Origin of the sequence: Cytobacillus solani (assembly GCF_006704205.1) — a bacterium.
GTDB classification, from domain to species: Bacteria; Bacillota; Bacilli; order Bacillales; family Cytobacillaceae; genus Cytobacillus; species Cytobacillus solani.
In genome coordinates, this window is sequence record NZ_CP041305.1 from 1,109,784 (window position 1) to 1,129,766 (window position 19,983).

General features: G+C 38.2%; 18 protein-coding genes. 3 read left to right on the forward strand and 15 right to left on the reverse strand.

Features of this window, described 5'->3' with window-relative positions:
• Positions 1-218: 218 nt before the first annotated feature.
• From FI644_RS05645 to FI644_RS05670, 6 genes are all read right to left on the reverse strand, one after another.
• A complete protein-coding gene (locus tag FI644_RS05645; protein WP_053479134.1) occupies positions 219-557 on the reverse strand; it encodes a hypothetical protein in 339 nt (112 codons plus the stop codon).
• A gap of 107 nt (positions 558-664) precedes the next feature.
• A complete protein-coding gene (locus FI644_RS05650; protein ID WP_053479135.1) occupies positions 665-1,570 on the reverse strand; it encodes a hypothetical protein in 906 nt (301 codons plus the stop codon).
• Entirely contained in the window at positions 1,554-2,081 is a 528-nt protein-coding gene (locus tag FI644_RS05655) for an RNA polymerase sigma factor (protein ID WP_053479136.1), read from the reverse strand. The genes FI644_RS05650 and FI644_RS05655 overlap by 17 nt, the downstream gene beginning before the upstream one ends.
• 122 nt (positions 2,082-2,203) lie before the next feature.
• Complete coding sequence (locus FI644_RS05660; RefSeq protein WP_053479137.1) at positions 2,204-2,719, reverse strand: DinB family protein; 516 nt, start codon at positions 2,717-2,719, stop codon at positions 2,204-2,206.
• A gap of 145 nt (positions 2,720-2,864) precedes the next feature.
• Positions 2,865-4,403 carry a solute symporter family protein gene (locus FI644_RS05665; RefSeq protein ID WP_053479138.1) on the reverse strand — a complete coding sequence of 513 codons (1,539 nt, stop codon included), beginning with the start codon at positions 4,401-4,403 and terminating at the stop codon, positions 2,865-2,867.
• A complete protein-coding gene (locus tag FI644_RS05670) occupies positions 4,400-4,753 on the reverse strand; it encodes a DUF485 domain-containing protein (protein ID WP_075209080.1) in 354 nt (117 codons plus the stop codon). Before FI644_RS05670 ends, FI644_RS05665 begins: the two co-directional genes overlap by 4 nt.
• Before the next feature lie 194 nt (positions 4,754-4,947).
• On the opposite strand from FI644_RS05670, the gene FI644_RS05675 reads away from it, so the two are divergent.
• Positions 4,948-6,621, forward strand: a complete 1,674-nt coding sequence (locus FI644_RS05675; RefSeq protein WP_142108137.1) for an MFS transporter — start codon at positions 4,948-4,950, stop codon at positions 6,619-6,621.
• Between the two features lie 101 nt (positions 6,622-6,722).
• Here the strand turns inward: FI644_RS05675 and gltC are convergent, their stop codons facing one another.
• Entirely contained in the window at positions 6,723-7,628 is a 906-nt protein-coding gene (gene gltC, locus FI644_RS05680) for a glutamate biosynthesis transcriptional regulator GltC (RefSeq protein ID WP_053479141.1), read from the reverse strand.
• Between the two features lie 159 nt (positions 7,629-7,787).
• Between gltC and gdhA the strand changes: the two genes are divergently transcribed.
• A complete protein-coding gene (gene gdhA / locus FI644_RS05685; RefSeq protein ID WP_053479142.1) occupies positions 7,788-9,170 on the forward strand; it encodes an NADP-specific glutamate dehydrogenase in 1,383 nt (460 codons plus the stop codon).
• Between the two features lie 254 nt (positions 9,171-9,424).
• On the opposite strand, the gene FI644_RS05690 is transcribed toward gdhA, so the two are convergent.
• Positions 9,425-10,621 carry a class I SAM-dependent rRNA methyltransferase gene (locus FI644_RS05690; RefSeq protein WP_053479315.1) on the reverse strand — a complete coding sequence of 399 codons (1,197 nt, stop codon included), beginning with the start codon at positions 10,619-10,621 and terminating at the stop codon, positions 9,425-9,427.
• A 411-nt stretch (positions 10,622-11,032) separates the two neighbouring features.
• Here FI644_RS05690 and putP point away from each other — a divergent pair, with 411 nt between their 5' ends.
• The gene (putP, locus tag FI644_RS05695) at positions 11,033-12,514 is read left to right on the forward strand and encodes a sodium/proline symporter PutP (RefSeq protein WP_056682506.1); all 1,482 of its coding nucleotides are present in this window, start codon (positions 11,033-11,035) and stop codon (positions 12,512-12,514) included.
• Positions 12,515-12,580: 66 nt separating this feature from the next.
• Here putP and FI644_RS05700 read toward each other — a convergent pair whose 3' ends face one another.
• The 7 genes from FI644_RS05700 to FI644_RS05730 all read right to left on the reverse strand — a co-directional run bounded on the left by FI644_RS05700 (position 12,581) and on the right by FI644_RS05730 (position 19,832).
• Complete coding sequence (locus tag FI644_RS05700; RefSeq protein WP_142108138.1) at positions 12,581-13,447, reverse strand: foldase protein PrsA; 867 nt, start codon at positions 13,445-13,447, stop codon at positions 12,581-12,583.
• 20 nt (positions 13,448-13,467) lie between these two features.
• Positions 13,468-14,682: a S1C family serine protease gene (locus tag FI644_RS05705; RefSeq protein ID WP_056682500.1), complete on the reverse strand. Its 1,215-nt coding sequence runs from the start codon at positions 14,680-14,682 to the stop codon at positions 13,468-13,470.
• 170 nt (positions 14,683-14,852) lie between these two features.
• On the reverse strand, positions 14,853-15,617 hold the full coding sequence (locus tag FI644_RS05710; RefSeq protein ID WP_056682497.1) for a MerR family transcriptional regulator: 765 nt from the start codon (positions 15,615-15,617) through the stop codon (positions 14,853-14,855).
• 306 nt (positions 15,618-15,923) lie between these two features.
• Complete coding sequence (locus FI644_RS05715) at positions 15,924-17,345, reverse strand: HAMP domain-containing sensor histidine kinase (protein WP_246067030.1); 1,422 nt, start codon at positions 17,343-17,345, stop codon at positions 15,924-15,926.
• Positions 17,326-18,009 (reverse strand): response regulator transcription factor, encoded by a 684-nt coding sequence (locus FI644_RS05720; RefSeq protein WP_053479148.1) that lies wholly within the window; start codon positions 18,007-18,009, stop codon positions 17,326-17,328. The genes FI644_RS05715 and FI644_RS05720 overlap by 20 nt, the downstream gene beginning before the upstream one ends.
• Before the next feature lie 189 nt (positions 18,010-18,198).
• Complete coding sequence (locus FI644_RS05725) at positions 18,199-19,137, reverse strand: copper amine oxidase N-terminal domain-containing protein (RefSeq protein WP_053479149.1); 939 nt, start codon at positions 19,135-19,137, stop codon at positions 18,199-18,201.
• Between the two features lie 71 nt (positions 19,138-19,208).
• Entirely contained in the window at positions 19,209-19,832 is a 624-nt protein-coding gene (locus FI644_RS05730) for a transglutaminase domain-containing protein (RefSeq protein WP_053479150.1), read from the reverse strand.
• Between the last annotated feature and the right edge of the window lie 151 nt (positions 19,833-19,983).

A 19,983-nucleotide genomic window follows, 5' to 3' on the forward strand; every position in this document is an offset into this window, starting at 1 on the left:
TAAAAAAATGGGATATTTTAGATTTACTTATTAATGCTACTTCAGTAGGAAAGTTCATCCTATATACAATTGTTATTTTACAATTGCAAAGTTTTATACCACACGAAAAAGCGATCCCTTTTGGAGGATCGCTTTTGTTATTAACATTCTAAAGAGATCTGGATACTTCATAGCTACCGGTTTTCTTGTTCTCCGTGATTTCGGGCTTCATGAACAAACTATGATTCTCTTTGTACCCATATTGCTTTTGTATAGGCAATCTGCAATCCGGCTCTTTCCATATTATTCTGGCTTATGCTAGCATACTTCGCTTGGCCAACAGCTAGATCACATGCTTGAAAAGCTGCCTGTTGCAGCCGTTTGTCAATTAGTGCCTGATGTACTCCTTTATTTCTTAGATCAGGAATAGTCACTGATGCTGCATTCCCAAATTTCTCAATTTGTACATCCATCGGATTACCAGAAATTCCTTGGATCGCACTTAATCTTGAAGATAGAGCATCCACTTCTGATTGCTCAATACGATGGGCTAAATTTTTATCTAAAACCAGTGTCATTTTTTCCACATCCTTGTTGAATTTATTCGCTTTACTAATTCAATCATCTCCCCACTAATTCCTCCTTCTAAAAAAGCAGACCATGCAATGATCTGCTCATTTGCCAATCATTCTTCACTATTCGGATAATCGAACTCATAAATTAATTCTTTTCCATTCCATGTGATACTAACTACCTCATTCCCATCTACTGAAACAAATGTATGACTTTTTCCACCAAAGGCTTTCCTCTCCCAGCCCCTAGACGAAAGAATCGTTTCTATATATTTCGAATACGCCTTATCAGACCCTTCATCCCAATAATAGATTTCCTTATAGGAGGTAATTGAGTATGGCTTCAACCCAACTGGAAACAGCATGCTTCCATATCCATGATTGACATATAGCTGCTCATCATGACTATATGGCTTCTTTCCATCAAACGTCAATGTCGACATCGCATGAAAAATTTCTGCATATTCAAGCTTTGGATAATCAAAGGTGAAATAAATCCATTTCTCCTTGTCGGGAATAAAGAAATGGTATCTTTGTACCGTATCCATCATTTTTACATGCTCAATATACATCGTTGTTGGATAGGGGAAATGTTCAAGCTCCTTCTCGACAAACATTGGCAATTTTGCCGTGATTGTTTTCATTTCTTCTTCGGTTACTTCCTTAACTGTTCCAACTGGGACCGATTGCTTTTCCTGAAAAAGTTCCAAGCCTTCATCTGCTTTCTTACTATAGACATCCTCCAGCCCCCAACTAAAGTTCTCATAATCGATAGACGGATTTGCAGCCGTTTGCGGCTCTCCACTTTGTTGAAAAATCAGCCATAGGAAGCTTCCACAAATAAGAATAAGAAGACAAGTCGTTACGAGTCCTTTCAACGGAGGAAAAATTCTAGGCAATTTTTTAACAGGTTCTTCTCGAATCGTTTGCCAAATTCTCTGTTTTATTTGATCTTTTTCATAACTTGGAGGTTGAAATTGTTGGAGCTGCTTCCATTGGTCATCATAATGTTTGCCCAAACTGTCCACCCCCTTCTTCCTTTAGACTCATTTTTCTAAGTGAATGAAGTGCTCTTGATAATGTTTTGCGCACCTTTGCTTCAGACCAATCCAGAATGTCTGAGATTTCTTTTGTGGAGCAATCCTCAACCATCTTTAGAATAATTACCATCCGGTAGTTCGGCTTTAATTTTTGAATCTCACTCATCAACTCAATTACAGCTTCTTTATGCTCAAACAGTTGCTCCACATTCAAGGAAGATGGGATTTCCTTTTCAAATGGAAATAACTTTCTTCGCTTTCGTTTACGGATTTCATCTAAAACTAAATGCTTGGCAATGCTAAAAAGCCATGTTTTTACGCTGGAGCGCATATCAAATCGCTCTACTGCTGTATAAGCTCGAACAAACGTATCATGTACGAAATCCTCACAAAGCTGTTTGTCACCGAGCATAAATAAAATAAAACGATAAACATCATCATAATAAGATTCATACCAATCCATCACGAGATGCCTTCTCTCATTATCCAATTCCCACTCACCTACTTTTTAACTTTCATACCGATTAGTCGTACATGACGCATTTTTGTGACACTTTTTCAAAAAAATAAAAAACTGCCAAAACAAGTTTAGCAGTTCTTCCATCAAGTCTATTACAGCAAATAGCGATCTTTTACTATTCGGCGATGATGTCGTTCGTGGCCCGCTATAATATATGCAAGCGCACGGACTGAAACATCTACATCATTTGCACTGCCAATTCTAACCCAAACACTAGAATCCAAACCCTTCAACAATTGAATCGTTGATTGCCGCACAGCCCTTAAATTTTCAATATGCTCTTTAATAGGTAAGCGATCAAAAGAGGCATTAAGTACATATGGATTTTCATCAAAACCTGGCAGCGATACCGTTTCCCCACGAGCAATGCAAAGTAGACGATACGCCATAATCCGCTCTGTATCTGCTACATGCCCAATCACTTCCTTTACACTCCATTTTCCAGAAGCATATCGAAAAAGGCTCTGTTCTTCAGAGATTCCCTGTAGAAGTTGAATCGTTTCCTCCACTTGATCCGTTAATATATGTACGATATCCCCATCCGGAACTAAACTAACATATCCAGAATAATAATTCGCATATTCATTTTCCTTTGGTCTAGACTGCATATAAACCATCCTTTCATTAGAAAAAATTGAACGTCTAGTAATATTTCATTCTCTTACTTCCTGCTCTTTTCCTCCTTATATATATAATTTTTTTGAAATATAAGAAGGGGAAAGTACAAAAAGTTTTGTCCTTTCCCCCCTATATTTAAGACAATGGCTCACGATAACCAGTATTCGCTTTTACCTTTACCTCGGCATACCGTTTTGCATCCTGTTTACTGGAAACAAGCGTGCCAATAATCGACCCGATAAAGCCGATTGGAACAGACAACAAGGCAGGATTTGTTAATGGAAAAATAGGATTGCCTGTAAATAATGCTGCCCCTTCGACCGGAGAGATGACACTCGGACTAATAGCTACAAGTATAAGAGCAGACACAAGACCCGAGATCATTCCTGTCATTGCCCCCGCAGTATTAAAACGCTTCCAATATATTGTGAAAATAATAACAGGCAAATTTGCACTTGCAGCTACACAGAAAGCTAGAGAGACGAGAAATGCTACGTTTAAATTTTGAGCAAAAAGCGCTAGTAAAATAGAAAACACAGAAACACCTAATGAAGCATATTTTGCTGCCAGCATCTGTTCTTTCTCTGATGCTTTTCCTTTTTTAATGATTTGTCCATAAATATCATGAGCAAAAGCTGAAGCACCAGATAGAACTAGACCTGCAACAACAGCCAAAATCGTTGCAAAGGCTACCGCGGAAACAAATGACATTAAGATATCTCCGCCTAATACCTTCGCAAGTAATGGGGCCGCCATATTCCCAGCTGCATTACTTGCTTGAATAACATCCGCACCAACAAACGCTGCAGCTCCGAAGCCAAGGAATATTGTCATGACATAAAATATGCCAACAATCCAAGTAGCCCAAATAACGGAACTTCTTGCGGTTTTTGCATCTCTTACTGTGAAAAATCTCATTAGTATGTGTGGAAGACCCGCTGTTCCAAACACAAGCGCGATCATGAGGGAAAGAGTATCTAGTGGCACCTTGTATTTAACACCTGGATTTAAGTAGGCTTCGCCTAACGGTGTCGCTGTTTTCATGGTGGTAAACATTTCGAAAATATTGAAGTTGAAACGGGAAAGTACTAAAAAAGAAATAATAATGGTACCAAGCATTAACAGAACAGCCTTAATAATTTGCACCCAGCTTGTTGCTGTCATGCCTCCAAATAGAACATAGACCGTCATCATAACTCCGACAATTAATACTGCCAGCCAATAATCAATTCCAAACAATAACTTGATTAGAGCACCTGCACCAACTAATTGGGCAATCATATAAAATATAACAATTGTAATCGTATTTAGAGCAGCGGTAGCTCTTACTTTTTTAGCATCAAAACGTGAGTTAATCATATCAGCTAATGTGTATTTTCCGAGATTACGCAGCGGTTCGGCTACAATAAATAAAACGACTAAGTATGCAACAAGATAACCAATACTGAATAAGAATCCATCAAATCCGCTTAAAGCAATTGCACCCGCGATTCCAAGAAAAGAGGCTGCAGATAAATAGTCTCCAGAAATGGCCAAACCATTCTGCCACCCTGTTAATCCTCCCCCAGCCGTATAAAATTCATTTGCTGTATTTGTTCTTTTCGCTGCATAGTAAGTAATGGCCAAAGTCATTGCAACTATTAATAGAAATAAGACGACTACGGTAAGATTCACTTCGCTTCTCTCCTTTCCAACTCATCTTCCTTCCAGACCTTTTCCGCCATACGATCAAACATAGCAGATTTTTTCATATATATAGTTGCCATTACCCAAGTCATAACGAACAACAATAGGGCATATACCCATGCCCATGAAATATCCCCAATAGCGGTTTTGTCCAGTGCATCTGAATAGGAAATTAAAATTGGAAATAATAAGTACAGTCCTAGAAATAAAATAATTGATGGAACTAAAAATTTTTTCTTAGCAGCCATCAGTTCGTTAAATTGACTTGTACGAACCATTTTCTCAAAATCCTCACCCTTCCCCTTGCTTCGATTACTTTTTTGAACCGTTTTCCCCATTATTTCATCCCCCTTTGGTTCTATTATATTCTAAATAATTAGAATATAGATAAAATTTAATAAAATATAGGACAACTGTCAATTTTTATTTAGCAATTACATCTAAAGTCATGATACTTTCTAAATAGAGCTGAAACTTTCCTCGTATGTTATCCGTATAGTAAGGGAATAAAAACTTTCAAAGAGGTGATCAAATGGGACACATGTTATTATTTTCACTAATTATTGGATTAGCCTCTGCGCTTGTGTTAATCCCTTTTTCAAAAAATAAAAGTGAGGAAAAGAAACAGCCAAAATCAAAGTTTCTTATCGCAGTCATTATCCTTTTATTCCTTGGCGTGTTCGTCTTCTACTATGTTACAAATCTGGATCGGAACTTATCTTCGCTGTGGATATTAGCTGTCATTATTACAGCCGCAGGTGCAGTACTTGCAACTGGGAAAGAAAGAATAATTAAAGCAGTCTTATTTCTAGCAAGTCTTGCAATTGCGGTTATTTTTCTTTCTGCCTTTCTATTTAACGCGGGAGAAAAATATGAAATTGCAAAAATGGATGTGAAAACAGAAATTGAAACATTTGACGAAAATGAAACACCTGCAAGTGTTCCCCCACAATTTGCGCGGAATAAAATGAAGAAGGCATTTGGGCAAGTTCCAAATACTAGCTATTATGAGCTAGGGAATCTGCAGATTCAAAAAGTTAACGGGGAATATGTTTATATTGCACCTGTTGAATTTTCCGGATTTTTCAAGTGGCTGAACGGAGACGAGACACCAGGCTATTTTACAATCAGTGCAACTGATTCCTCTGCAAATCCCAAATTCATAAAAGCAGAGATGGTCTATACCCCTTCCTCTTATTTCAGTAAAAACATTGAACGCCGTATTCGGATGCAATATCCACAATATATTTTTCATGGGGATGTTCAGTTAGAAATTGATGATGAAGGAAAACCTCATTATATTCGTTCATACGGCGAATTTGTTTCAGCGCGAAATGGATTTGAGGTAAAAGGCATTGTTGCTGTCGATCCAAAAACGGGGAATACAAAGGACTATCCTTTAAAAGATGTACCGTCCTTCATTGACGGGGCCGTTTCACCAGAAGTAGTCAGCCTGCAAAATAGCTACTTTGGTAATTATATTCATGGATTTTGGAATAGCAAGTTTGGCAAAAAGGATGTAAAGCTTCCATCTGATGAGGGAACTGAAGCAAATGTCAGCCCCATTTTTGATGAAAACGGTGAGATGTTCTACTTCACAGATTTTACAAGTCCGAAAGAAGGGGTAGACTCAATGCTTGGGTATTCGTTAACAAACTCAAGAACAGGGGAAGCCACTTACTATACAGGAAATCTTGAAGAATCCTACATGGATTCACAGGGAGCTTTGCAGATTATCGAGAAAAAGTTTATTGAAAAGAAATGGGACGGAGAAATGCCTGTTCTCTATAATTTCTATGGGGAAGCAAGCTGGCTAACACCAGTATTGGATGCAAATGGCTTTTTGCAAAATTACTTTATTGTTTCAGCTGCTAATCCAGAAATTTCTGTTTATGCCTCGACTCCAAATGAAGCATTGAAGCTGTACAAAACCGCACTGCAACGGGGCGGCGGAACGGTTGATGGCAGTTCAAAGGCCGAGGAAAAGCAAATAAGCGGAACAGTCGTAAGAGTGTATAAAGAAAGGAATGGTGATTTCACATCGATTTCCTTCTTATTAAATAACCGCCAAAGCTATGTAATTTCTTCTGAAATTAGCCCAATGGCTATATACTTGCAGGAGGGTGATCTTGTTAAAGTTAAATATCTCGATACAGGTGAATCATTCTTGCCTGCAAAGGAATTAGTGATTGAAGGATTAGAATAAATTATTAAGAAAAACACGATGGTGCTTTAATAGGCATCCATCGTGTTTTTTTACTGTCTGCCGGAAAAACATTTTTTTCACAATCACTACTAGGCAACCGTTTAGTTCTGGAAGCTTCCAAGCATATGGAAAAATTCAATTATAAATTCGTGAAATAGCTTAGCAGTAGGCAGCATTTCTCTGTCGGTTGGGATAATAATGCCGACGGTTCGAGTAACTTGAGGATCAACAACGGGAATCTTAACAGTTTGGCGCGGCAAGCTATCGATTAATGTAATTTCAGGAATAACAGTCACACCTAGTCCAGCTGAAACCAATCCCTTAATGGCATCAATATCCTCTCCTTCAAACGAAACATTTGGCTGAAAGCCTTGCTGATGGCAGGCATTCATAATAATTTCACGCAAAATATACCCGTTAGGAAATAGAACGAAGGAATCGTCGCGCAGCTGACTTAAATTTATTGATTTCTTATCCGTATGCTTATGTCTATTTGGCAACAAAGCTACCATTTTTTCAGTAAATAAAATATGCCCATGCACCTTTTTTTCTTCCTTTGGCACTGGGCCAAGAAGAGCCATATCCATTTCACCTTTGATAACCCCATCAATAAGAGAATGGTAGGATCCCTGCCGAAGCTGATATTTCACATCTGGATGCTTCCTGCTAAAGGCAGAAATTACAGTCGGCAAAGTATATGCAGCTAAACTGCTAGGAAACCCAATGCGAATCGTCCCCTTTTCTGGATCTAAATACTCGTCGACTTCTCTCCGGGCATTCTCGATAACTGTCATCGCTTCTTCCATATGCTCCAGAAATATCTTTCCAATCGGGGTTAAGCGGACATTTCTTCCCTCCCGAAAAAATAAATCAACCCCTAATTCCAGTTCAAGATTAAAGATTTGCCTGCTGACAGCTGATTGTGCAACATGTAAGGCAACGGCAGCCTCTGTCACATGCTCCCTTTTTGCAACTTCCATAAAATATTGAATCTGTCGTAATTCCAAAACATCCCCCTCTTTCTCCATTCATCTCATGCAGGCATTGATCATATCTATTATTCATATTGTTCAGATTATTTTTCTATTATAAAATTTTCTTATTAGAAAATCCAACCATTTGAGTAATTATACAGTTTCATTTTTATATTGGGGGCTTGATCAACTATGCAAACATTGGAAGAAGTGAAGAACAGCGAAACAAAAACTGCACTGGATTATGTAAATAATGTGTTTGAAGTAGTCAAAATGCGTAATCCCTTCGAATATGAATTTCATCAAGCAGTAGAGGAGATATTCGATTCACTTGTACCTGTATTCTCTAAACATCCTAAATACATGAATCATGGAATCCTCGAAAGAATCGTGGAGCCCGAAAGAGTGATTACCTTTCGTGTACCTTGGACGGATGATACCGGTAAAGTCCAGGTAAACCGCGGATTTAGAGTCCAATACAGCAGCACGATTGGGCCGTATAAAGGTGGCATCCGCTTCCACCCTTCAGTAAATTCCAGCATCATTAAATTCCTCGGTTTTGAACAAATCTTCAAAAACTCCTTAACTGGCCAGCCAATCGGCGGTGGAAAAGGAGGAGCCGATTTTGATCCTAAGGGTAAGTCTGATGGAGAAATCATGCGTTTTACACAAAGCTTTATGACAGAGCTAAGTAAATACATTGGTCCAGATATCGATGTTCCAGCAGGTGATATCGGAGTCGGTGCAAGAGAGATCGGTTATATGTTCGGACAATACAAAAGGCTTCGCGGTGCCTATGAAGCTGGTGTCCTAACAGGCAAAGGAATCGGCTATGGAGGCAGTTTAGGACGAAAAGAAGCAACCGGCTATGGCACCATTTATTTCGTTGAAGAGATGTTGGCTGATAAATGCCTAAGTTTTGAGGGAAGCACCGTCATTGTTTCAGGATCTGGCAATGTTTCTATTTATGCAATGGAAAAGGCCATTCACTTGGGTGCAAAGGTTGTTGCCTGCAGTGATTCAAACGGTTATGTTTATGATGAAAATGGGATTAACCTTGAAACAGTGAAACGTTTAAAGGAATTGGAAGGAAAACGTATTTATGAGTATGCCCTTGAGCATCCGAACGCCCAATATATTGAAGGCTGTTCCGGCATTTGGTCCATTCCATGTGACATTGCCCTTCCATGTGCAACACAAAATGAAATTGATGAATATTCGGCAAAAATACTTGTTGCCAACGGAGTAAAGGCTCTTGGAGAAGGTGCAAATATGCCATCTACATTAGCAGCCATTAATGTGTTCCTGAAAAACGATGTCCTTTTTGCACCTGCAAAAGCAGCCAATGCTGGCGGTGTTGCTGTGTCCTCCTTAGAAATGGCACAAAATAGCGCAAGATTATCATGGACCTTTGAGGAAGTAGATGAAAAACTTCGTGAAATTATGACTACTATTTACCGTAATAGTATGAAAGCAGCAGAAGAATATGGCTATCAGGGCAATCTTGTTGTCGGTGCAAATATCGCAGGATTCATCCGAGTGGCTGACGCGATGATCGTACAAGGGGTTGTATAAGAAAAGCGCAAGCGCCTTGGTCATCGCCGTACAAACTGGAAGGACCGCAACTGAGATAAAGGAAACACGGTGAGCGAGAGCGAACCGATGTTGACGCAATCATTGCGGAGGGGGCCTGAAGTTTGATAGGCGATAGGACGCTTGCGCTAGACAACTCTCTAACTCCAAAGTTATACTTTCTTTTCTTTTAAAATATCAGAATGAAAGGTGCAAGCTTTTAAGCCTGCACCTTTCTTCTTGCTTATAAATAAAACTCATGATAGCTTCTTGATAATAGCAACTTTAAGATAATCCCCTTCTTTGAATTCCTTCAGTACCTTAAAATCCTCAGGAAGACTATATTCCTCAAGGATTTTATATTTTCCGCCTGTTACTCTAAAGGCCTTATCAATAAAGTCTTTAAATTTTCTCATATCAAATGTACTGCAATTAGAAGAAGCCACAATAATCCCATTGTTTGCTGTAATTTGAATGGCTTGCTCGAGTAAGGCAGGATAATCCTTCCCCGCGCTAAATGTATGCTTTTTTGAACGGGCAAAGCTTGGCGGGTCAAGAATGACCATATCAAATGAAAGCTGCTTGCGAACTGCGTATTTAAAATAATTGAAAACATCCTCAACGATGATGTCATGTGCTTCATAATCAATTCCATTGACACTGAACTGTTCAATTGTCTTGCTTTTACTGCGATTAGCAAGGTCGACACTTGTTGTCTTCGAAGCACCGCCTAGTGCGGCTGCTATAGAGAAAGCCCCTGTGTACGAAAAGGTATTCAACACGGTTTTTCCTTCCGCATATTTGTCCCGAATAACCTTTCGTACATTCCGCTGATCCAAGAATACTCCGACCATTGCCCCATCATTTAAATAGACAGCGAAGTTTATGCCATTTTCCTTCACAATCAATGGAAAATTAGCCCGCTCCCCAGTCACGAAGTCATCATCATCAATGTAAGTACCCTTAACAGCAAAACGTTTCTTCTCATATACCCCTTTCACATCAGCCACGTTTATTAGTGCTTGAATAATAGCACCCTTAAAATGATAGATTCCTTCACTATACCAGGTCACTAAATAATAGCCAGTAAAGTAGTCAATTGTTAAACCACCAACTCCATCGCCTTCCCCATTAAAAATCCGGAATGCGGTCGTATCTTCATCTTTAAAAAGAGTCTTCCGGTTATCTATTGCCATTTTAATTTTCTTTTCAAAAAAGCTTTGATCAATCACTTCCTGCTGATTTCTGCTTAAAATCCAGCCTCTTCCTTTATTTTGTTTCCCATAATACCCTTTAGCGAGGAAACGATTCTTCTCATCAAAAAGATCAAGAAGTGTTCCTTCTTTTATCCCATTCGGAAATTGTGCGATTGCATTCTCAGTTACAAGCGGATAGCCTGCCTGATATCCTTTACTATGTGCAGATTTTACTTTTAGCTTAATAGCATTATTCATATGTTCACCCGATCTACTATTTTCATCTATAAAGTCATACTTCATCATATCAATAAATACCATAAGAGTAAAAACTTCTGAGAAGAAGTTTTTCAAAAAAAGGAACAAATTTACAATTAATCTCCCTCACATAATTATATAAAAATAATAATATAACCATCAGATTCTATGCTGGATTTATGTTTCTTTCATGAAATCTTAGTGTTTAATAACATAAGATTATGCATAATAAAACATATATTTGATTACAAAGATCACGAAAAATCAGTAAATCAAGGGTCTTATCGAAAAAAATATGTATTTTTTATTAACTTTTACCATCGCATTTTTCGACAATGGATGTTAGAATATTTATAGTTTTAATTCTATTCTAGTTATAGTTTATCTTTTAGTCCAAAGGGGGAAATGCAAATGACAGATTCAGGTCTTCAATTAATCTCTATCGGTATTTATATGGTCGCTATGTTATTAATCGGCTGGTATGCATACCGAAAAACAAGCAATTTAACCGATTACATGCTCGGCGGCCGTTCATTAGGTCCAGCAGTAACTGCCTTGAGTGCTGGGGCAGCAGACATGAGTGGATGGCTATTAATGGGATTACCCGGCGGGATCTATGTAAGCGGTTTAGCCGATGCTTGGATTGCCATTGGGTTAACGCTTGGTGCTTATGCCAACTGGTTTTTTGTTGCACCGCGTCTGCGAAGCTATACTCAAGTTGCAAACGATTCCATCACGATTCCAGGCTATTTAGAAAACCGTTTTAAAGATTCTACGAAATTATTAAGAATTGTATCTGGTATCGTTATTCTTGTTTTCTTTACTTTCTATGTTTCTTCAGGAATGGTATCTGGTGCGGTATTCTTTGAAAGTTCTTTTAACGTAAACTATCATCTTGGACTGCTAATTGTATCTGGTGTTGTTGTTGCCTACACATTATTTGGCGGATTCTTGGCTGTTAGTTACACAGATTTCATTCAAGGACTAATGATGCTGATCGCTTTAATTCTAGTACCAGCTTTAGCACTTTCACATACAGGTGGGTTCAGTGGTACTTTTGAATCGATCCGAGCAATTGATCCTACATTACTTGATTTCTTTAAAGGAACGACAACATTCGGAATTATTTCTGCTCTTGCATGGGGACTTGGCTATTTTGGTCAGCCGCATATAATCGTTCGCTTTATGGCGATTACATCGGTTAAAGAAACGAAAAGCGCTCGCCGCATTGGGATGGGCTGGATGATTTTCTCATTATTAGGTGCAGTATTTATGGCGTTAATTGGACTTGCCTTTTTCTACCAGAATACTCAGTATACATTAGACAATCCGGAAGCTGTCTTCCTAGTATTAGGGCAAATCGTATTCCATCCATTATTTGCAGGATTCCTATTAGCTGCAGTACTTGCTGCCATTATGAGCACCGTTTCTTCACAATTAATTGTTACGTCAAGCGCATTAACAGAGGATCTATACAAAACATTATTTAAGAAAAATGCTTCTGATAAAGAGCTTGTATTCTTTGGACGTATGGCTGTTTTAGTAGTTGCAGTGGTTGCAGCACTATTAGCATTAAAGCAAGATAATACCATCTTAAGCCTTGTAGCTTATGCTTGGGCAGGATTTGGAGCTTCATTTGGTCCAGTTATTCTTCTAAGCTTATTCTGGAGGAAGATGACTAGTTGGGGTGCACTCGTTGGGATGATCGCTGGAGCAATTACTGTTATCATTTGGAAGCAGGTTGGACTTGGCGACACGCTTTATGAAATCGTGCCTGGCTTTGCAATCAACTTAATTCTCTCTGTCATTGTCAGCTTAATCACATATCGTCATAATCCAGCAATTGAAAAAGAATTTGATGAAAGTGTTAGACTGCTAAAAAGCGATTCCTAATTGATTTATAAGAAAGAGCATGGGGAAAATCATTCTCCATGCTCATTTTATATGGGGTTAGTGTCATTACACTTCTAAAAAGTTTTCAATCTCATACTCTTCAAACTTCTCATCCAGCCATGTTGGATATTCCGTTTCCATCTTTGAATCAAAAAGTGCTGTTTTAATATCCTCTTTTACTTCCTCAAAGACAGCGTCTTTCGCTTCCTTTTTATCGGAAACTTTAATGATGTGGTATCCATGTTCTGTTTTGACTGGAGCACTGATTTTCCCTACCTCTAAAGCGAAGGCAGCGTCTTCAAACTCTTGAACCATTTCTCCGCGTGCGAAATAGCCAAGATCTCCTCCTGCCTCACTGTTAGATGCATCCGTTGAATATTCTGCAGCTAATTCAGCGAAATCTTTCCCTTCATCAAGCTTTTTGTGGACCTCATTAGCAGTGGCTTCATCTTTCACTAGAATATGGCTTGCCTGAACCTGTTCAGCCTGTGCGTAACTTTCCTTATTATCTTCAAAGTACTCTTTCATTTCCTTATCAGTAATATTGATTCTTGGTTCAAGCAGTTTCTTTGTTATTAAGTAATTCTCAATATTATTTTCAATAGCAGACATTTTTACTCCACTGCTTGCAAGGATTTCCTGAAAGGCGTCTTTCCCACCATATGACTCGATATAAGCAGTCATTTCTTCCTCAAGTTCTTCCTTGCTTACTTTAATCTTTTCCTTTTTCTTTTCTTGATTAATAATTTTTTCTGTTATTAATGAATCTAATGCTTCTGATCCATACTGAGAAACGAGCAGCTCTTTCAGCTCTTTTTCGCTAATTTTTTCTCCATTTACACTCGCTACATTCTTTTCGGACAAAGAAATAAAAATAACTAAAAGAGCAATGGCTACAATAGCAGATCCTGATATCCAAATTATTTTCTTCATTCTCTTCTCCTTTTAATCGATTAGTTCGGAGTTGAGTTACCGGTTAAAGTAATTTCAACGGTTTCCAACTTTCCTTGTCGGTAAAATTCAATTTTCACCCTGTCACCAATGGAATATTTAGTGTATAAATACTTCCTTAATTCATTTGCGTTGGCAATTTCATTGCCCCCTATCGAAACAAGAATATCCTCTGCTTGAAGTCCCGCTTTCCCTGCAGCTGAATTTGGATCAATATTTGTGACAATAACTCCTTGTTTTACATCACTAGGAATATTTTGTAAATAATATGGAGGGATTTCTTCAAAGTTGGCTAGCCCTACACCTAAATACGGGCGGGTTACTTGTCCCTTTTCAATCAATTCTTTAATAATTGTTTGTACTTCATTGCTCGGAATGGCAAACCCTAGCCCTTCTACCCCACTTTCAGAAATCTTCAAACTATTAATTCCAACTAATTCACCAGATGCATTTATAAGTGCTCCACCACTGTTTCCAGGATTGATGGCTGCATCCGTTTGAATGACATCTAAATCCCATTCCCCTGCTGATGTTGAAACGGCTATGGTTCGATCAACCGCACTTACTATTCCTTGTGTGACTGTTCTTGATAAATCAAGTCCAAGCGGATTTCCAATCGCTAACACTTGATCCCCCGCCCTCAGTTGTGAGGAATCGCCAAATGCCAATGTCTCCACTTTTACATCACCAGCAATTTTCAAGACGGCAATGTCTGTTAATGGATCTGTTCCAATCAATTCAGCCTTTACCTTTTTCCCATCATGGAGAGATACTTCAAGTTCATTGGCATTCTCAATGACATGATTATTTGTAACAATATATGCGGTATCACTCGTCTTCTTAAAAATTACTCCAGACCCAGTACCTCTACCTACTGCCTCACTTGTTTGATTAAACCGGTTGGTTTGCTGCTGCATATTCTCAATGCCAACAATCGCCTTCGATGCCTGCTCAACCATATCTGCAATGGAATTAGCAGATACTTGCTGCACATTCAATTTACCGCTTGTTTGCGTCTCCGTATGTTCCTCTGAAACGATTGCTTTTGGCGCATCCTCGCTCGCATTTGAATTTGATAAGTACGGCAGTGCTGTCAGTGTTAAAGCAGATCCGATCATTCCAGCCAAAACAGTTGATACAGCACCCTTTAATTTGGACCTCTTCACCTGTTTCACTTCTGTACGGCTTTCTTCATTAAATTGGTCTTGTCCATTCATTGTGAACCCTTCTTTCATTTGTATTTAATCAAGTTTTTCAACTTTCGATAATATGTTTTATATGCCTTACAAGACATACTTTAGGGGATCAATGTGTCAGGAAGATGTCAGGAATTTTTTCGAAACAAAAAAACGACTGGATATTTCTATCCAATCGTTTTTATATTCATCTATTTTTTCATGCCAGCGTAAATATGAATGGCATCTCTTAAAAACTCCGCCGTCCCTGGCTGTTCCTTATCATAATAGGCAGTAAATCTCTCGTCATCCACATACATTTGTGCAAGACCTGCATGTGCCTCCTTGCTGTATTCATTCCAATAGAAGCATAGCCACTGCTTGTGCAGCTCTGCCGCCTTTAGGGCAATGTCACTGGCAGGATCACCTAGAGCAAATGCTTGAGCCAAAGTTTCTTTGACTTGCTTCTCAAGGCTTGTAACTTTATCATAATCCTCTTGCGACATATTCATCACTTTTGCATTTGATTTTTCTACCGTATCTTCCCCATACTTTTCGCGAATTTCTTTCCCATATTTTTCTTCATTTTCATCAATCATCATCTTCTTAAACCCTTCAAACTTTTCTTTATTAGACATTTTCATTCTCCCTTCTGTTAAAGCGATTGTTTTATCCACATTCGTAATTAATACATCCAATTGTTTCTTTTTTTCAAGGAGTTTTTCGCGATGCTCCCTAAGTGCCATAGCCCCATCAAAAGAAGGCGCAGTTACGATTTTTTTGATGCTGTCTAGACCAACACCTAGCTCCCTGTAAAATAAAATTTGCTGCAATCGATCGACTTCTGCTTGGCCATATATCCGGTATCCCGATGAATTTATTCTTGCCGGCTTAAGAATATTAATTTCATCATAATACCTAAGGGTTCTCGCACTTACTCCTGCTAATTGAGCTAATTTCTGCACAGTATATTCCATTCGCTCACCTCCATGAGTTAACCTTACACCTTTACGCAACGTGAAGGTCAATTGTTTTTCAGCTATTTTTTAATTAATCGAAGAAAATTATTTTCAAAAATAAGATGCCCGCTCATATAGAGCAAGCATCTTATTTTTGCATTATTAAAATATCGCAGATTAACGCGCTGTAAGCCCCCTCGTTCAAGACGTTGAGAGAACAAAAAATTCTAAGTGGGGGATCAACAGCCCGTAAATGCCCGATTAATTCAGCTAACAATCAGTGGGGGATGAAGAAAACCCCCACTGATTGAAGTTTCACTTTATCTAACTCATCATTGGCAAGGTAATGCGAAATGTCGTACCAGATGAAGAGCTATCTATGAGCACTAGATCCCCTCCTAGTGATTGAGCGATCATTTTACTGAATGGCAATCCGAGTCCAAGTCCTCTAATTTTATACTTTTTCCCTTCCCCTCTAAAAAATCGTTCGAAGATTAGGTCTTGTTCATCAGAAGGAATTCCACTGCCTGAATCCTTTATATCAAGGGTAAGCTCATTGTTCGTTTCAGCAAGGGTCACATTTATTCTTCCCTTTCCTTCAATAGCATGTCTCGCATTATTAAGCAGGTTCGTCATGATCTGCTGAAGTCGAATGGGATCAATCTGTACCATACGGTCCTTCTTAAGAGGAATAAATACCAAATCAATCGTTTCATCCTCCTGAATAACCTCCCATTGATGGATAAAATCATCCATAAACTCATTGATCGAATGTTTTTCTTTATTTACCGGGATTGCATTTGCAGCAAATGAATTAAAGGCTAGTAAATCTTCTACCATCTTTTTCATTTTGGTCGTTTCATTTAATGATAACGCCAAAAATTCCTTAGCATCCTCCCCAGTAACGACATCATCATTAAGTGCCTGCAATAGCCCGCTAATCGATGTAACAGGTGTTTTCAATTCATGTGTCACACCTGCCAGCAATTCTGTACGGAGAGTTTCCAATGTTTGCAGACGGTTAGACATTTCCTTAAATGATTGAACAAGGTCATATACTTCCTGCTCCTTCATGTCGTCCGGAAGATGAATATTATAATCCCCTGCTTGAACTTGTTTAGCGGCACTTGCAACATCTTTAATCGGATTGGCCAGCCTGCGTGAGAGAAAATAAATTGCTGCCCAGCCTAACAGGGCAAGGCTAATAATCATGATTGCCAACTGTCGGTATTCTTGATTTACACGCGTTAAGTTATCCTCTAATTCAATAATGACAACCCAGCCAAAAGAATAATCCTGTGTGACAATCGGTGCCTTCACTACATAAAAATCTCGCCCAGTTTCCTCCAATCTTAACTTTTGAACATTCTCTTCATTTTGCAATATGACACGGGGAAACTGCTGAAATACTTGCTTAGACGATCGATTGCTCGAAAGAATGGTACCTGCCGTATCAACAATATAAATAGAAGGATCACTTTCGATATTCATAAACCTTCCTCGATCGGTAAGGGATCCCGGCACATCTCCTTTAGAAATCGGACGCCCCTCACTAATATCAACAAACCGATCTGCGATTTCCTGTGCCATCAACTTAGTCATATCTAATCGGTTTTCAAGTGTTGTATGCCGAATCCATAAAGCTGAAATGATGGCAATAACAACTAAACCAATACAAAGCGTAATTAAATAACGGCTCGTCCAATATCGCAGCAATGAGATTCGCTTATTGTTTTTTATTAACACAAAATTGATACCCCAATCCTCGAAGTGTTTTAATTTCACCATCTGACTCAGGCCATTTATAAAGTGATTTTCTCAATCTCTTAATCGCTAAATCAACAGCACGATCACTGCCGTCATATTCCCAGCCCCACACATGCTCAATCAACTGATCTCTTGTAAACGTTTGATTAGGGTTCTCTGCCAAAAACAGCAGCAAGGATAAGTCACGCGGGGTCAATTCAACCTCTTCTTCATTAATGGTTACCCGATGTGACTTGAGGTCAATTTGTAATTGACCAAAGCTTTTTACTGGTCCGTCATTCGTTTGTGAGCGTCTTAAAACGGCGTTCACTCTCGCAACAACTTCTTCCGCAATAAAAGGTTTGGAAATGTAATCATCTGCCCCATCATTTAATCCAGTTAGCCGGTAATTGACATCACCTAGTGCAGTAAGCATAATGATGGGACAATCACTTTGCTGGCGAATTTCTTTTAAGATCGCCCAGCCATCCTTTTCAGGAAGCATCACATCTAATAGAACAAGTGCTGGTTTATGTTCTTTAAATTTTTCTATTGCTTCATTTCCCTCAAATGCCTGTACTGTCTTGAAATTAGCTTTTTGTAAATATACTTTTAGCACTTGGCTAATCGGGATTTCATCTTCAATAATTAAAATTGTTTTCACAATTTCATCTCCTCACATTTAGAAAAGTGAAGTTTGTAAGTATACTATTTATGATAACTCCTGCAAATCACTATTGTCTATTGACCCTTTTCTTTTATCATAACGAGAAAATAAGTCAGCCAAATGTCAAAGGAAGAAAAAAAGACCGTCATAAGACGATCTTATCTGTTTTAGCTACATTGCTGCTGCCTATTGATTATTTAGTAATACCTCAAGAATTTCTTCAGAAACAAAAGCAGCATCATTAATAACAGCAGGTACAGCTTCAAATGATCTTAAGCTGCGATTAAGGCTATATTTCTCTTTTCCAATATAGATTTGAATAGTCTGGTTTTGTTTGCCTAATTCTACTGTAGCGTTTTTGCTATCCCATTTCACTTTATATCCTAAGTGCTCTCCAACCTTTTTAATTGGCAATAGCTTCATTCCATTTTTAATATAATAATCATCGCCAACAACCTCTTGTACTTGCTCAAATAATTTGTCTCGATTATCCCATACGATTATTTTCTTCGGTGTCGTTTGAGCTGGGATGCTTCTGGTTGAGATGTCGTAAAAGACGATTAGTTCTTTCCCCTGAAGCTCCTCTTTCTTAATTTCATCCCCTTGTTTATTAAGGAGAATCGTTTCATCAGCAATATTTAATTTAAGTTCATTATCAAGACTAACATACTGATCATCGAACTTTGAAACTTTAACTTGCCCCAGTTCTTTTCCATTTACAACAATTAATTCAGGTGTAATCCTTGGAGGATAAATCATCGTCATCGGTTTGTTTTTATCATAGTAAGCAGTGATTGTAAATCCTTTAGCTAATTCATCCTTATCAAAAGCCTTAGCTGTGTCACTATTAAACAAAAGTACCTTGTCAGATAGGGGAAAATGCATCTCTGAGTCATTTTCTTGATTTTTAACAATCAAGGTAAGCGATTCTTTATCCTTCTTCACATCTGTAATAAGCCCAGAAAATTTCATGAAATCGGTAGAATCAACAGATTGGATATCGTCTTGCTCTGTTATGCTTTTATTGTTTTCTTTTGACAATTGACTAGTTGCAAAAGCTGAACCTGTACTTATCACTAATCCAGTGATTAAAGTTGCTGTTACTAGCACTGATAGTTTTTTCATTTTTAACCCACCTTCAATTATTTTGTTTCATTGAAGTAGGCGAATAAAAAAAGAAAAAGTTACACTTTTTGTTAGATTTTATCATGATTTCTAATAGATTCTGGACGTTTTAAAAAAAGCTCCCTACAATCCAGCGAATTTTTCATTGATTGAATCACATTTTTAAGCGGCTGGCTATAAACGTAAGGATAATCTATTTCATCTAATTCACCTCGGATTGGATAAGCAAGTTTTTCAGGACTTATGCTAAATTCTGAATAAACTCCTGCTTTATTGCCGCGAGGATCCACTCGAAACCATTGATCCACATCCTCAAGATAAAGAGCATTTAAACCATGCAAAGCATAACCGGATTCACTTGTTCCTTTTCTAGTCACACGCTGATAGCAAAAACCAGCAGGTATATTCATTCCTCTTAATAATGCCGCAAGCAAATGTGCCTTAGCAAAGCATATGCCCTCTATTTTCTCTAATGTTTCCGATGCTGAAATCGTAATCTCTGTACTGTCAATATCAAAGGAATGTTGAATAGTATCCCTCACAAAAAGAAATGCCATTTCTGCTAGTTCTATTTTCGTTTTACCTACATGCTGAAATTCTGCAATCTTCTCTTGAATTAACGGATGCCGAAAATTAATAATTTTGGTTTCTTCTAAATACAACTTTTGAACTTCTTCGGTAATGATTAAATGCATACAGATCCCCCTGATTACAATTTTTGTTCATTATATATTGATAGACTGAAAAGTTCTGTGATTAGCATCAAGTGCGATTCAATGCATATTAGTTGAAAACTGTTTATTTTACTAGTATTATACATCCATAACCATAACGTTATAGTTTGGA